Origin of the sequence: Tenacibaculum ovolyticum DSM 18103 (assembly GCF_000430545.1) — a bacterium.
Classification (GTDB): Bacteria; Bacteroidota; Bacteroidia; order Flavobacteriales; family Flavobacteriaceae; genus Polaribacter; species Polaribacter ovolyticus.
This window is the reverse complement of sequence record NZ_KE387163.1, coordinates 217,562-233,096: the sequence shown is the minus strand read 5'-3', so window position 1 is coordinate 233,096 and position 15,535 is coordinate 217,562. Positions and strand designations below refer to the sequence as shown.

Genomic DNA, 15,535 nt, shown 5'->3' with positions numbered 1-15,535 from the left:
TGAATATAATATGAATAGAGTTTTATTAAAACAAATGAACAAAATAAATTAACTACATATAAAGTAACCTGTCATAAACAACTAACAAAATGAAAAATCCACAAAAATCATCAGTTAAACCTTATAAAGAATGGGAGGAAGGACTTCCAAAAGATCCACAGTTCGGTATTTTATCTAAACTCCATGGAACTTGGGTTAATTGGAAAGGTGGACCTACTGGGTTGCATACCACTCCTATGCCTTCACCCGGAACATCTTCAGAAACTATCTTTGGTGTTTTCCACTTTAAATCTCAAGAGTATAGAGAGCAGTTAAAGTTCACAAAAGTGAATGCACCTGTTCGTAATCGTGCAGGGTCTAATGAGCAATTTAATGCAGCCGTTAAGTATGAAACAGCAATTGTAGATAATGAAGGAGGGCTTCAGCACTTTGAAAACGGTATGTATCTTTGGTTGGGAGACCATGAGATGCCTTGGCGCTCTGATAGTCCGTATCAAAACCCACCAACGATGTTTAAGCATACATCTGATGAAGAATCAATAGAGACTGATGGAGGGGAACCTGTAATGGGACCTGGTGAGCTTGGTCCACAGTATGTGCCTCCGTATCAAATTTCGCGATCAGGTGTAATTCCACACGGTACAACCATTCATTTGACGGGTAATATAAAAGAGTCGGGAAAAGATAGTGCTCCTCATATAGCTAATCTTTGGGAACAACAATACCTCGCAGTATCACCGAGTATGGGAATTAATCCTGAGAAAGACTTGATTCAAGGATCGCGCGAGAAGCCAGCATGGACCGAGTTACCTCGTGAAGAGCAAGAAGATGGAGGTGTTAATAGTGGACGTGCTTATTTTGAAAGTATTTTTAATTATGATGATTTTGGTGCTAAGTTTCCATTTACAGTTCAGCCAAATTTGAAGTTGAGCGATGCTAACGAAGGATTGAAATTTAAAAAATATGATATGATCGAATTAGATACATTTCATGAGACAGGTCATCAGGGTGGTACAATAAATAACGTAATGATTGATCGTTATTGTAAAGTAACAAGAATGCGTTATCGTATGTGGTTAGAGGAGATTGTTGACGAGGAAACGGGGAATATTATTGAGCAACTACAATATGAGCAAATTGTAGATTTCGAGTTTATGTTTGGTTCAACTGGAGGTACAACATTGTGGCCACATATTCAGGTTAATACGTTACGACGCGAGAAGGATATTCCGTTAAACAAGCGTTTTAAATCGATTGAATTACCAATGGATGCTCCAGATGAAATAAGTAAAGAAACTGGTTCTGTAGTTTGCCCAATGGGACATTCTCGTCGTGGATAAGGGCAACTTAATTCAAAAAGATGTAGCAACTCAAATGGTTACACTAACAATCACAAATAATTTAAACAATATTACTTATGAAAACAGATTCAATACTTACAACTAATACAGATGTGTTAATTGTAGGGGCAGGTGTTTCAGGTTTATATACTGCTTATAGACTTCTTCAGCAAGATAGCAAAAGAAAGGTTGTTATTCTTGATCGTTTAAACCGTACAGGTGGTAGGCTCGACTCCGATTTGGTTGCTATTAAAGATCCTTATGATAATAAAAAATCTATAGTAAAAGAAGAGGAAGGAGGAATGCGTTTTGAAGATTCAATGACCGAATTGATGTCGCTTTTCACTGCGCTTGGATTATGTAAAGATGCGGTTTACTTTCCAATGACAACCAATAGATATTTTTTTAGAGGCCATAGTTTTACAGTAGCTGAATCTGAAGAAAATAATAATGCTATTTGGGGTGAATTATATGACCTCGAACCTGCAGAACAAAATCAAAGCCCTGGTGCAATTTTAGGGGTGATTTATCAAAGAATTCTTAATGTAAATGGAATCGAAAATGTACCTACAAAGCCCACACCTGAGTTTTGGCAAACATTTAGGCTTGATTTTAAGTGGGCCGGAATTCCTCTTTATAAATGGCAACTTGGTGGTTTAATAAGAAGCATGGGATATTCAGAAGAATGCCTTATGATGTTAACCGAAGTACTTGGTTTTCGTGGTCCTTTTCAAGGATTACCAAATGCTGGTGCAGCTTGGCAAATTTTGGAAGACTTTCCAGAAAATCCACAATATTTTACTTTAAAACGTGGGTTTAGTTCCTTAATACGTAAACTAGAAGATGAAGTAACTAAGCTAGGAGGTGTGATTCATACAGGAATCAATGTAAATACGGTTAATGGTAAAAAAGGAGCTTATAAAGTAAATTTAAGTATCGCTGAAAAAGGTAATTCTGCATACGTTTTCGAGCAAGATACTAAGACATCTATTATGGATGCCAAACAAGTTATTCTTGCAATTCCAAGTAAAGCGATGTCTTTGTTATTTGCAGCCTCTCCATTGATGAATCTTAATAAAAATTCAAGAACATTTTGGAAAGATATTAATTCTATTCAACCTATGAGTTTGCTAAAAATCAATCTTTATTTTGATAGACCTTGGTGGGCAGACGGTTCTACAGGGCAACCTTTAGTATTAGCAGGTCCTTCATTTGCTGATTTACCTATTAATTCTATTTATCCCTTTTATACAGTACAAACAGAACCTGGAGCTCCAGATAACGGTAAGCCAGCAGCATTAACTATTTATTGTGATTTTACGAATACTATTTTCTGGCAAGGATTACAAAATGTAGGTGAGAAATTTGACAGCCCTTTGCAAAAAGAACATTCTAAAAAACCACAAACCCTATTTCCTGCTTCAAAAAAAGTAGTAGTAGAAGCCATAAAACAAATTAAAAGTTTGTTTAACACACATTATGTTCCTGAACCTGTATTAACGAGTTACCGTTCATGGGACGGGGAAAATGATTTTCCTCATGCATATCATCAATGGGGGCTTAATACTAATGATAGAGAAGTTATTTCTAGAATGACGAAACCATTACATAATGAAGATATTTTTACATGTAATGAAACTTGGTCTGATATGCAAGGATGGGTAAATGGTTCACTTCGATCTTCTGAAAAAATGTTAAAGTATAATTACGGATTAGGATCTATTACAGAAAATCATTCAGCTTGTATTTTGGTTCCTCCTACGGAGTAAAAAATATCACAAGTTGGTTGCAAATTTATTATGTAATTTGAAGTAAAAACATAAAACCTTCTCAAAATGAGAAGGTTTTATGTTTTTTTATTTTCTATTTAAATTGAATAGAAGAGTGATTTGATTATATACTTATTAATGAAGCTTTAATCATTCGATCATTACCTGAAAAATCTTTACGTAATTCAATATTTGTAAAACCTTTATCCTTTAACATATCAACAGTTTCTTTTCCTAAGTATTGATTGATTTCAAAAAATAAATACCCGTTCTTAGTAAGATGATTTTTTGATAAGTCAGCAATTTTATCATAAAAGATAAGTGGATTGCCATCCTCAACAAACAACGCTAAGTGTGGTTCGTTTTCTAAAACATTATTTTTGATTTCAGCTTTTTCTAATTCTCTAACATAAGGTGGATTGGAAACAATTACATCAAATTTAACGTCATTATGAGGAGTTTTCGGTGAAGTACTCTCTTTTTCTGTAGAAAAGGCCTTTGTTTTACTCGTAACAACGTTTAAACTAGTTGTTTTTAAAATGTCTTGTTCAATGAAATTAATTGTAACATTGTTTAATTTTGCATTTTCTGTTGCCGTTTCTAAAGCATTTTTAGATACATCAATTGCAGAAATATTCGCATTAGGTAAGTTCTTTTTTAATGAGATAGGAATACAACCAGTTCCTGTTCCAATATCAAGTATGTTTGTTTTTTCTACAGAGTTCACTTCGTTCAAAATCCACTCTACTAATTCTTCGGTTTCTGGCCTTGGAATTAAAGTGTTTTCATTAACTAAAAAAGGAAATCCATAAAATTCAGTATTTCCTATAATGTATTGTATCGGTTCTTCTTTTTGAAGTCTTTTTACAGCGTTATTAAAAAGTAGTTCCTTTTCAGAAGTTATTTCAAAATCAGGCTGCATTATTAAATCAATTCGTTGCAAGCTTAAATACTCCTCAATTAAATAATAGAAAAAAGTATCTATTTCTGTTTGAGGGTAAATAGTAGAGAGTTGTTTTGAAAAGGTTATTTTGTATTGTTTAAGTGTCATCATTAAGAGTTTCTTTATTGTTTAGAGCCTTCTAATGATTTTTGCAAATCAGATTTAATTTTTTCATCAATTACTTCAATTAGTTTATCGTTTTTAAAGTCATATTTCTTAATTAGAACAGGTTCGTTATAATTATCATAAAATCCATCTTTGTTTTTGTCAACCCCAAACTCTATTAATAAATCTTTAGTTTTATTGATAAACTTAAAATTATGAACATTCATTCCTTTTAATCCAATCTTTCTCATTCTTTTTTCATTTAAGGAGTAAACATACAAAGAGCTAAAATCCTTTAAATTTATCACACCATCTTTAAAAGTATCTTTTTCAGATGCTTTTACTAAAATTAGTATGTCATTTTTAAAATATTCAGTTTTTATATTATCAAAATTTATTCGATCATTAAATAATTTATTATTTGTCTTTTTTTTAGCATTAAAAACAATAATATTATTAAATTCACCGTAAAACCTCTTTGAATACCTTTCATCTTTTTTTAGAAATTCTCCAGAATCAGAACTTGAAAAAGCATTCAAAATTTCAGTTATATCCTCTTTCTCATCTAAAGTTTTATGAGAGACAGGGATTATGTAGTTTAAATTTAAAGTATCAATAAGTATTGGTGTTTCATAAGAGATAACTTGCTCTCGTTTGTTTTCTTTTTGAAGTTTTTTAATTTTTTCATCGGATAAAATTCCGGTTTCAGGTTCGTTATAATTATATCTACTGTACTCATTAATTGCAATTGCTATAAATGAAATTAAGGCAACAACTAAAAAAAGGACACCAATTGTTCCTAAAATTGCTAATAATTTTATATTATAATTTTTTACTTTTTCAATCTTCATTTAATTTTTTTTTGATGTTCTATAAATCTTTAAGCATCCAAACATTACAAGAGTAATGCCCTGTATTTCCCATTGGTTTATCTAAGTTTATGAATCCGTTTTTTGCATATAAAGCTCGTGCAGCATCCATGTAAGGCATGGTTTCTAAATAACACTGTTTATAACCTTGTTCTTTTGCTTTTGTTAAACAAAAATTAATTAATTTACTTCCCAATCCTTTTCCTCTAGTAATCGGTAAGAAATACATTTTTTGAAGTTCACAAACGTTACCCTCAGATCCGTCTAAACTAGCGAAACCAACACCACCAACTACTTTGTTTTGATGCTCAATTACAAAATAAGCAGTGTTTTGTTCTAGGTAAGTTTCAAACATTTCATCGGTAGCTTTATCTTCATAAGCAGTACCAACTTTAGGAGCACCAAATTCAATAAGAACAGTTCTTATAACCTGTGCTAATTGCTCATTATCACTAGGTTTTATTTCTCGAATAATAAAATCAGAAGTAGTCATAGGAATACCTTATTTTTGTATCGCAAATTACCTAAAAAATAAGAATCTATATGAAGAATTTAATGTTTTTTATCGCTGTGTTATTTATTGTTAGCTGTTCTGTAAAAAAGAAGCCAATATTTATAAAAGTTGATGATGTTAAAATTATATCTGTAGCGTTAGATACTGTTCGATTAAAAGCAAATGCCTTTTTTAAAAATCCGAATGATATTGGAGGTAAACTAGCTACAGACGAAATTAAGGTAATTGTAAATGGAGTAGAAGTTGCGCAAGTTTCATCAGAAGAATTTAAAGTTCCTGCTCGTAAAGAATTTAGCATTCCTTTAAAAGTAGCAATACCAGCCAATAAAATATTTGGTAACAATAAAAATGGTTTTTTAGGAGGCTTAATTAACTCAATTTTAAATAAAAGTGTTAAAGTTCAGTTTAAAGGAGATTTAAAATATAAAGTTTTAGGTTTTTCTGACGTATATGCTATTGATAAAACTGAAGATATTAAAATTAAATTGTAATTCCTTTGAGTCACGAAAAATATATAAAACGCTGTTTAGAATTAGCTAGTAATGGTATTGGAACTGCGCGTCCGAACCCTTCTGTAGGAGCTGTTGTTGTATACGACGATAAAATTATAGGAGAAGGTTATACAAATCCTTACGGTGGTAGTCATGCAGAAGTAAATGCTATAAATTCAGTAAAAGATAAAGAGTTATTAAAGCAAGCAACAATTTATGTAACATTAGAACCTTGCTCACATTTTGGTAAAACACCACCATGTGCCGATTTAATTGTAAAGAATAATATACCAAACGTTGTAATTGGTTGCGTAGATACAAATAGCTTGGTTGCAGGTAAAGGAATTGAGCGTTTAAAAAAAGCAGGAATAAACGTAGTAGTGGGGGTTCTTGAAAATGAATGTAAAAAGCATCATAAACGTTTTTTTACTGTTCAAAATAAAAAACGTCCTTATATTATACTTAAATGGGCAGAAACTACTGATGGATATGTAGCTCCGCTAACAAAAAACGAGCAAAAACCTGTTTGGATTTCGAATAAATATTCGCAACAACTGGTTCATAAATGGCGAAGTGAAGAACATGCCATTTTAGTAGGTACAAATACGGTAATCGCTGATAACCCATCACTAACAGTTCGTAATTGGACAGGAAATAATCCTATTAGAATTGTATTAGATAAAAACCTACGGATTCCAGAAAATGCAACTGTTTTAGATAAAAGTGTAAAAACAATTGTTATAACTGAAAAAAGAAATAATAGTCAGGAATTAATAAATGATTCTCAGTTAGAGCCTTTTGACTCCGCTCATGATAAACTCCATCTAGAACAATTTTTTGAGCAAATAGATTTTTCATCCCGCGTAGCGGAACAAATTTGTGAAATATTACAAAAACATAGTGTTCAATCGGTAATTATTGAAGGAGGTACGCAAACATTACAAACATTTGTGGATGCTAATTTATGGGATGAAGCTAAAATTTTTGTAGGTAAAACAGTGTTTGGTAGTGGAGTAGTAGCGCCTGTTTTAAAAGGTAAATTAGAAAAGGAAGAAAACATCGAAGGTGATGTATTAAAAACATATATAAATGATTAAGAATATTATTTTCGATTTTGGTGATATTTTCATCAATTTAGATAAAGAAGCAACTTATAAAGAATTAGCGAAGTTAGGAGTAACAAATGTTTCTCAAGACATGATCGAAACCTATTATAAATATGAAATGGGTTTAATTACTACTGATGCGTTTGTAGGTTTTTATAAAACTAAGTTTCCGCAATTAAGTAGTGAAGACTTAATAAATGCTTGGAACGCTATTTTATTAGATTTTCCAAAGCACCGATTAAAATTTTTAAAAGAATTGGCTGCTTCAGGTAATTACAGGTTGTTTTTATTAAGTAATACTAACGATTTACACATTTCTTGGATTCAGAATAATTGGGGAGCTGATTTATATGGTGAATTTAAAAACTGTTTTGAGCAATTTTATTTATCTCATGAAATAAATTTTAGAAAACCAAATACGAATATTTATGAATTTGTATTGAGTGAAAATAATTTAAAAGCTTCTGAAACAATTTTTGTTGATGATTTAAAAGAAAATACTGATGCTGCAAAAGCATTAGATATACACGTGTGGAATTTAGTTCCAGGAGAAGAAGATGTAGTTGATTTATTAAAAAGACAAGAATTTTAGCGTGATATATTTAATATTAAGTGTCTTAGTGTCAAGTTTATTATTTGTAATTTTTAAGTTATTTGACATCTTTAAGATTAATACCCAGCAAGCAATTGTAGTAAACTATGCTATTGCACTATCTTTTGGTTTATTTACATCTAATATTTCTTTGGCTGTTACAGAAATACCAGAGCAATCTTGGTTTTTAGGAGCTTTTTGTTTAGGTTTTTTATTCATCACGGGATTTAATATTATGGGTATTACAGCTCAAAGAAATGGACTTTCAGTCGCTTCGGTTGCAGGGAAGATGTCGGTTGTTATTCCAATTATTTTTGGAATTATTGTATATAATGAAAGTGTTGGATTTGTAAAAGTTATTGGAATTTTAATGGCGTTAATAGCCGTGTATTTATCATCAGCAAAGAGTGATGTAACCCCCGTTAAATTAAAAAACTTACTATTTCCGTTGTTATTATTCTTAGGGTCTGGCTGTATTGATACAGGGTTAAAATATGTAGAAACTACTTATGTTTCTAATGGAGCTGTCCCTATGTTTTTAGCTACTATTTTTGGATGTGCTTTTGTTTTGGGGTTCTCTTTTATGATAATTCAAATAATTAAAGGGAAGGTTAATTTTGAATGGAAAAATATTGTAGGAGGAATCGTACTGGGAGTTCCTAATTATTATTCAATGGAGTTTTTATTAAAAGCCTTACAAACAGAAGGCTTAGAAAGCTCAACATTATTTACTATTAACAATGTATCTGTTGTTATTTTAACTACTGTTTTTGGTTTGTTATTATTTAAAGAAAAATTGATTAAAAAGAATTGGATTGGTATAGGTTTAGCAATAATTAGTATTTTATTAGTAGCTTCGGCATAATGAGTGAAATAAAAGACACATATAAAACAATTGATGTTCCTTCAGAAGAAACATTATTTAAAGATAGAAATAGTAAATTTTTTGGTTACGCTTTTCCTGTATTTACAGAAGAAGATGTTAAAGAGGCGATAGAGGTTTTAAAAAAGAAGCATCATTCTGCCCGTCATTTTTGTTATGCATGGCAATTTGGTACCGATAAAATTCGATTTCGAGCAAATGACGATGGTGAACCTAGTAATTCAGCTGGAATGCCTATTTACGGACAAATTCAAGCTTTTGATGTTACCAATATTTTAATTGTTTCGGTACGTTACTTTGGTGGAACAAAACTAGGAGTAGGAGGATTGATAAACGCCTATCGTACTTCTGCTCAATATGCTTTAGAAGCTTCTGATATTAAAGAGAAAACAATTGATGTTGAATATGTTTTATCTTTTGGTTACGATATGATGAACAAAGTACAACGTGTTGTTAAAGAGCGAAACTTAAATATTATTGCACAAAAATTAGAAATGGATTGTCAATACACTATTGCAGTTCGTAAAAAAGATGCACAAACAATATTCGATATTTTTGATAATCTTTTTAAAGTTGAGATTAAAGTGGTTGAATGAAATTTAGCTTTTAATTTAACATATGATTGTGTAGATTCGTCAATGTTTAATCAATAGTATTAAAAACAATCAATTATGAAGAAGCTATTTATTGCTTTATTTTTATTAGGAACTTACTTAACCTGTTCAGGGCAAACTAAAGAAGAAACATACAAGTGTTTGAATAATAGAATTGACTTGTATAAGTTTAATAATGAAAAAACAAATTACAATTATTTGTTTCATGAAGTTGAGTTTAAAAAAAAGAAAGTAATTAAGTTTATACAATTTTGCACAGCTTATAAATTATGTTCAACAGCTTATTTATTAGATACTCACGAATTTTTGAAAATTGTTGTGAATGATGAAAAAGAAAACAAAACTATTGAAGTGATTTTTAAATCGAACTCAATAGCTACTCAAAATATTAATATAAGAACTGAAGAACATTTTAAAGGAGATTTAGCATCTAAGTTTACAATTATTGTGAAAAAAGATACTCCTAAAGCTGAAGTTTATAAAATAAAAAAAGATTTAGTTAGCTTATTAAAAATATATGGTATTAAAAAAAAGAATACTCTTAATTAAATGAATCTCAAAGAGCCTTTTATATTTTTCACCTTATTGATAGCAGCTAATACAGCCTCTTACATATTAAATATAATTATAAGTGAAATTTGGGATAATATATTCAAACACCAAACAATCACATCTAAAAAAGAGTTTTTTTATTCTTTACTAACATTAGGCATAAATATTTTAATAGCCATTCCTGGTTACTTATTATGGTATAAAGGAATAATTGTATTTTCTAATAATAACTTTTTAGTATCGTTTATAGCAGTTTTTTTGTTAATGGATTTTTTAATGTACCTATTACACTGGCTTTCACATACAGTTAGTTACTTGAAAAACATTCATGCTAAGCATCATGAACATTCAGTTAAATTTAATATTGTTAGTTTGTATTACATGTCTCCTTGGGAATCTATATTTTTTGGGCTGTTACTAACTACAATAACTATCTTATTTTCTTTTAACCTTTATAGTTTTATATTCTTTTTGATTTTCAATTGGTTTTATGGTGTAATCACACACTTAAATGTAAAAAAAAGCAGGCGATTCTTTTTAATTTTTACAACGAATGCTTTTCATAAAGAACACCATGAGCTAAATAATAAAAATTATGGATTTTATACGACCTTATGGGATAAGGTCTTTAAAACGGAAACAAAAGAAGCATAATTGTATAAGTAACTACTTTAATTCAATTTATATTGAAAATAAAACAACTTGATTCCTACTGTAAATTCTTTTAACTTGCTATCGAATGTTATCTGTTTTTAACTAGATTCTTAAAATGGTTATAGGTGAATTTAAAAAAGGAATATGATTATGTTATCGTAGGAAGTGGCTTTGGAGGTTCAGTTAGTGCTTTGCGGTTATCAAAAAAAGGTTATAAGGTTTTAGTTATCGAAAAAGGAAAATGGTTTAAGCCAAAAGATTTCCCTAAAACAAACTGGAATTTTAGAAAGTGGCTTTGGATGCCTAGTTTGCGTTTCTTCGGCATCATGAAATTAACCATTTTTAGGCATATTGCAATAGTTTCAGGGACTGGTGTTGGCGGTGGATCTTTAGTATATGCTAACACACTACCAATACCTAAATCAACTTTTTTTAAAACAGGTAGCTGGAGTAAACTAAATGATTGGGAGAATGAATTAACACCTTATTATAACGAAGCTCTAAAAATGCTTGGAGCAGCAAAAAACCCTAAATTATTTGATGCAGATTTAGGTTTAAAAAAAATTGCTCAAAAACTAAACATCAAAAATAAATTTGATGCAACTAACGTAGCAGTGTATTTTGGAGAAGAAAATGTAACAAAACCAGATCCTTATTTTAACGGCTTGGGACCTGAAAGAACTGGTTGTAACTTCTGTGGTGCCTGTATGACCGGCTGTAGAAATAATTCTAAAAATACTTTAGATAAAAACTATTTGTATTTAGCACAAAAATACGGAGCGGAAATAATAGCAGAGAATGAGGTGTATGATGTAAAACCTATAAATACCAAAGATGGAGCTACCGGTTACGAAATAGCACTAAAAACTAGCACAAAATTCTTTACAAAGAAAAATAAAATTAAAAGTACTGCTGTTATTTTTTCAGGTGGTGTATTAGGTACTATAAAACTTTTGCTAAAACTAAAAGAAAGCTCATTACCGAATATTTCTAGTAAAATAGGGCAGGATATAAGAACTAACAATGAAACATTGATAAGTGTATCTAGTCTCGAAAAAGACAAAAACTACTCGAAAGGTGTAGCTATAGGTAGTATTTTAGATTCCGATGAGAATAGTCATTTAGAAATAGTTAGATACGCAGAAGGCTCTAACGCATGGAAATTTTTTCATTTGCCTTATGTTACGAACAATAATGTATTCTCTCGATTAGCAATGATATTTGTGTCTTTAGTGAAATCACCCATGAAATATTTTAAAATTTATGTAACGAATAGTTGGGCAAAAAAAACAGTGGTACTTCTTTTTATGCAAACTTTAGATAGTACACTATTGTTTAAGAGAAATTTTTTTGGTTTTATGAGCTCAAAAGTTAGCACAGGAAAAAAACCGAGCCCATTTATAAAAGAATCACGTAAGCTTGTAGATGAATATAGTAAAGCAATAAACGGAGTAGGTACTTCATTTGCGTTAGAAACAATTGCTGGTATTCCTTCAACGGCACATGTTTTAGGAGGTGCGGTAATGGGGGGAAATGCTTCAGAAGGAGTAATAGATAAAAATAATAAAGTATTCGGGTACCAAAACTTATATGTTATTGATGGCTCTATGATTTCAGCAAACCCAGGAGTAAATCCTTCTTTATCAATAACAGCAATTGCAGAGCGAGCAATGGACCAAATACCTGCGAAAAGTGAATTAAATTAGATTGGGTAATAAAGATAACAAACTAATAAAGTATGTTACCAGCATGCAGTTATAATTATTATAAAAGTAGCGCTGTTAAATAAAATTTAGTTAGATTTTTAAACTTTATTAAATTAGTTTTGTTCATTGAAAAATAGCACTTTTTTAAATTCTTATCTGTTTTTCTGTTAAATATTAGACTATGATAAAATCAAATTCAAAAGTTACTTTCTCTTGTGGATCTATAATGAAAAATAGATTTATGCTTGCCCCATTAACTAATACACAAAGCTATGAGAATGGAGAGTTATCTGATGAAGAGTTGAAATGGTTAACAATGAGAGCTAAAGGAGGTTTTGGTTTTGTTATGACCTGTGCCTCTCATGTTCAGGAAGTAGGAAAAGGGTTTTCAAGACAGTTAGGTATTTTTAATGATAGCTTAAATGAAGGACATATAAGATTAACAACAGCTATTAAAAAAGAAGGAAGTTTGGCTGTAGTTCAATTACATCATGCAGGAATGCGTTCTCCTTCCGAATTATTAGATCAAAAGCCTGTTTGCCCTTCTAATAATAGTGAAAATAATGCACGAGCTCTTTCTGTAGTAGAAGTGAAGCAGCTAAGAGATGATTTTATAGCTGCAGCTGTTCGTGCTAAAAAATGTGGTTACGATGGTGTTGAAATTCATGGAGCTCATGGTTATATTTTAACGCAGTTTTTAAGTTCAGAAATAAATAAAAGAACTGATGAATATGGAGGTTCGTTAGAAAATAGAGCTCGTTTGTTATTTGAAATAGTAGATACTATTAGAGCGAAGTGTGGAAAATCATTTTTACTTGGAGTGCGCTTGTCTCCAGAAAGGTTTGGAATGGATATTGAAGAAGTTAAATGGGTTTGTAAACAGCTAATAGATAGAGAAAATATTGATTTTTTAGATATCTCTTTATGGGATTGCTTTAAATTACCATATGATGAGAAATATCAAAATATGACCTTATTAGAACATTTTAAAAACTTAGATTTTAAAAATGTAAAATGGACTGTTGCTGGAAAAATAAGCAATGGGTTAGATGTTCAAAAAATTTTAGAAGCTGGAGTCGATTTTGTTTCTATAGGTACTTCAGCTATATTACATCATAACTTTCCTAAGTTAGTTATTGATAACCCCAATTTCACCCCAATTAAAACACCAGTATCTGAAACTCAACTAAAAAAAGAAGGTTTAAGTGAAAAGTTTATAAAGTATTTAAAACGTTGGGATAATTTTGTAGAAAATTAACTGTTTTAAATATTCAACTTACTTAAAATCATAAGCTTTATAGGTTCTTTAAATAAAAAAGCGTAAATTTGCACGCCTTTTTACGAGAACAGATTTATAAAAGGCAGAAAACAAATTTATATAAGTTTAATTTCTCTTTGCGTTAGTGTTGTTAATAATCTGGCTAACAAAAAGATACAAAAATTAGTTCAGACATGTCTGAAGAAAAAAACACAGCTGCTGAGGCAGTAACAGTAAATCCAGCAGAATTTTTAGCAACATTTAATTGGCATAAATACGAAGAAGGTATTGATGAAGTTGATGAATCTAAATTAAAAGAATTCGAACAAGCTTTAGAAGGTACAGTAGGTTTCGTTAACGAACGTGATGTAATCGAAGGTTTAGTTACAAGAATTACTGAAAGAGATGCGATTATTGATATTAACTCTAAATCAGAAGGAGTAATTTCTTTAAACGAATTTCGTTATAACCCAGGTTTAGCTGTTGGTGATACAGTAGAGGTATTAGTTGACAAAAGAGAAGATGCTTCTGGTCAATTAGTATTATCTCACAAAAAAGCGCGTGTAATTAAAGCATGGGAACGTGTTAACAATGCACACGAAACTGGTGAAATCGTTAACGGTTTTGTTAAGTGTAGAACTCGTGGAGGTATGATCGTTGATGTATTTGGTATTGAAGCATTCTTACCAGGTTCTCAAATTGATGTGAAGCCTATTAGAGACTACGATCAGTATGTAGAAAAAACTATGGAATTCAAAGTTGTGAAAATCAACCACGAATTTAAAAACGTAGTAGTATCTCATAAAGCGTTAATTGAAGCTGATTTAGAAGATCAAAAACGTGAAATCATCGGTCAATTAGAAAAAGGACAAGTATTAGAAGGTGTTGTTAAAAACATTACTTCTTATGGTGTCTTTGTTGATTTAGGTGGTGTTGACGGATTAGTACACATTACTGATTTATCTTGGTCTCGTATTAACCATCCAAATGAGGTTGTTGAATTAGATCAGAAATTAAACGTTGTAATTTTAGACTTTGATGATAACAAATCTAGAATTCAATTAGGTTTAAAACAATTATCTGCTCATCCTTGGGAAGCTTTAAATACTGACTTAAAAGTTGGAGATAAAGTAAAAGGAAAAGTTGTTGTTTTAGCTGATTATGGTGCATTCGTAGAAGTTGAAGAAGGTGTTGAAGGATTAATTCACGTTTCTGAAATGTCTTGGTCTACTCACTTACGTTCTGCTCAAGATTTCGTAAAAGTTGGTGACGAAGTAGAAGCTCAAATCTTAACATTAGATCGTGAAGATCGTAAGATGTCATTAGGTATGAAGCAATTACACCCAGATCCATGGACTGACATTACTACTAAGTACCCTGTAGGTTCAACTCACTCTGGTACTGTACGTAACTACACTAACTTTGGTGTATTCGTAGAGTTAGAAGAAGGAATTGACGGATTAGTATATATCTCTGACTTATCTTGGACTAAGAAAATTAAGCACCCATCAGATTTCGTAACTGTTGGTGATAAATTAGATGTTCAAGTATTAGAATTAGATGTTGAGAACAGAAAGTTAAACTTAGGTCACAAGCAAACTCAAGATAACCCTTGGGATGCTCATGAAGCTACGTATGCAATCGGTTCTACTCACGAAGGTACGATTAAAGAGAAAAATGATAAAGGTGCAACAGTAACTTTTACTGATGAAATCGAAGCATTTGCTCCAACTCGTTTCTTAGAGAAAGAAGACGGTACTAAATTAGAAAAAGGTGATACTGTACAGTTCATCGTAACTGAATTTAGTAAAGAATACCGTAGAATTGTTGCTTCTCATACTTCTATCTTTAGAGAAGAAGAAAAGAGAAACATTAAAGTTGCTGCTAAAAAAGCTGCTGATGTAGAAAAAACTACTTTAGGAGATATTGGTGGATTAGCTGAATTAAAAAGAAAAATGGAAGGAAAATAATCTCCTGAAATCATAAATTTTAAAACCGCTACGTAAGTAGCGGTTTTTTTATTTTAATAAATATTTCCTTAAAAAAAATAGTGTACATCCCAATAAGAATTATTTAAATAATAATATCCATTATTTGATTAATATAAATATATCCATAAAAATTTCATGTATAAATTAT

Annotated in this window: 15 protein-coding genes; 12 read left to right on the top strand and 3 right to left on the bottom strand. The window is 30.8% G+C overall.

Features of this window, described 5'->3' with window-relative positions; translation table 11 throughout:
* The first annotated feature begins 89 nt into the window (after positions 1-89).
* Together H518_RS0111020 and H518_RS19710 are read left to right on the top strand one after the other, a co-directional pair.
* On the top strand, positions 90-1,340 hold the full coding sequence (locus tag H518_RS0111020) for a peroxidase, FMP-type (protein ID WP_028889103.1): 1,251 nt from the start codon (positions 90-92) through the stop codon (positions 1,338-1,340).
* Positions 1,341-1,417: 77 nt separating this feature from the next.
* On the top strand, positions 1,418-3,109 hold the full coding sequence (locus H518_RS19710) for a flavin monoamine oxidase family protein (RefSeq protein WP_051263741.1): 1,692 nt from the start codon (positions 1,418-1,420) through the stop codon (positions 3,107-3,109).
* Between the two features lie 124 nt (positions 3,110-3,233).
* Here H518_RS19710 and prmC read toward each other — a convergent pair whose 3' ends face one another.
* The 3 genes from prmC to H518_RS0111000 are packed head-to-tail and all read right to left on the bottom strand — an operon-like array spanning position 3,234 to position 5,519.
* On the bottom strand, positions 3,234-4,160 hold the full coding sequence (gene prmC / locus H518_RS0111010; RefSeq protein WP_028889102.1) for a peptide chain release factor N(5)-glutamine methyltransferase: 927 nt from the start codon (positions 4,158-4,160) through the stop codon (positions 3,234-3,236).
* Between the two features lie 14 nt (positions 4,161-4,174).
* The gene (locus tag H518_RS0111005) at positions 4,175-5,008 is read right to left on the bottom strand and encodes a hypothetical protein (RefSeq protein ID WP_028889101.1); all 834 of its coding nucleotides are present in this window, start codon (positions 5,006-5,008) and stop codon (positions 4,175-4,177) included.
* Between the two features lie 19 nt (positions 5,009-5,027).
* Positions 5,028-5,519 (bottom strand): GNAT family N-acetyltransferase, encoded by a 492-nt coding sequence (locus tag H518_RS0111000; RefSeq protein WP_028889100.1) that lies wholly within the window; start codon positions 5,517-5,519, stop codon positions 5,028-5,030.
* Positions 5,520-5,569: 50 nt separating this feature from the next.
* On the opposite strand from H518_RS0111000, the gene H518_RS0110995 reads away from it, so the two are divergent.
* The 10 genes from H518_RS0110995 (at position 5,570) to rpsA (ending at position 15,366) form a co-directional block, all read left to right on the top strand.
* The gene (locus tag H518_RS0110995) at positions 5,570-6,031 is read left to right on the top strand and encodes an NDR1/HIN1-like protein (RefSeq protein ID WP_028889099.1); all 462 of its coding nucleotides are present in this window, start codon (positions 5,570-5,572) and stop codon (positions 6,029-6,031) included.
* 5 nt (positions 6,032-6,036) lie between these two features.
* Positions 6,037-7,128: a bifunctional diaminohydroxyphosphoribosylaminopyrimidine deaminase/5-amino-6-(5-phosphoribosylamino)uracil reductase RibD gene (gene ribD / locus H518_RS0110990; RefSeq protein ID WP_028889098.1), complete on the top strand. Its 1,092-nt coding sequence runs from the start codon at positions 6,037-6,039 to the stop codon at positions 7,126-7,128.
* On the top strand, positions 7,121-7,729 hold the full coding sequence (locus H518_RS0110985; RefSeq protein ID WP_028889097.1) for an HAD-IA family hydrolase: 609 nt from the start codon (positions 7,121-7,123) through the stop codon (positions 7,727-7,729). Before ribD ends, H518_RS0110985 begins: the two co-directional genes overlap by 8 nt.
* A 1-nt stretch (position 7,730) precedes the next feature.
* Positions 7,731-8,594, top strand: coding sequence for an EamA family transporter (locus H518_RS0110980; RefSeq protein ID WP_028889096.1), 864 nt, complete (start codon positions 7,731-7,733; stop codon positions 8,592-8,594).
* Positions 8,594-9,208, top strand: a complete 615-nt coding sequence (locus H518_RS0110975) for an IMPACT family protein (RefSeq protein ID WP_155995209.1) — start codon at positions 8,594-8,596, stop codon at positions 9,206-9,208. The genes H518_RS0110980 and H518_RS0110975 overlap by 1 nt, the downstream gene beginning before the upstream one ends.
* Positions 9,209-9,283: 75 nt before the next feature.
* A complete protein-coding gene (locus H518_RS0110970) occupies positions 9,284-9,775 on the top strand; it encodes a hypothetical protein (protein WP_028889094.1) in 492 nt (163 codons plus the stop codon).
* Complete coding sequence (locus tag H518_RS0110965) at positions 9,776-10,432, top strand: sterol desaturase family protein (protein WP_028889093.1); 657 nt, start codon at positions 9,776-9,778, stop codon at positions 10,430-10,432. It begins immediately after the preceding gene.
* 125 nt (positions 10,433-10,557) lie between these two features.
* The gene (locus tag H518_RS0110960) at positions 10,558-12,138 is read left to right on the top strand and encodes a GMC oxidoreductase (protein ID WP_028889092.1); all 1,581 of its coding nucleotides are present in this window, start codon (positions 10,558-10,560) and stop codon (positions 12,136-12,138) included.
* A 181-nt stretch (positions 12,139-12,319) separates the two neighbouring features.
* Entirely contained in the window at positions 12,320-13,396 is a 1,077-nt protein-coding gene (locus H518_RS0110955; RefSeq protein ID WP_028889091.1) for an NADH:flavin oxidoreductase, read from the top strand.
* A 194-nt stretch (positions 13,397-13,590) separates the two neighbouring features.
* The gene (rpsA, locus tag H518_RS0110950) at positions 13,591-15,366 is read left to right on the top strand and encodes a 30S ribosomal protein S1 (protein WP_028889090.1); all 1,776 of its coding nucleotides are present in this window, start codon (positions 13,591-13,593) and stop codon (positions 15,364-15,366) included.
* Positions 15,367-15,535 lie beyond the last annotated feature (169 nt).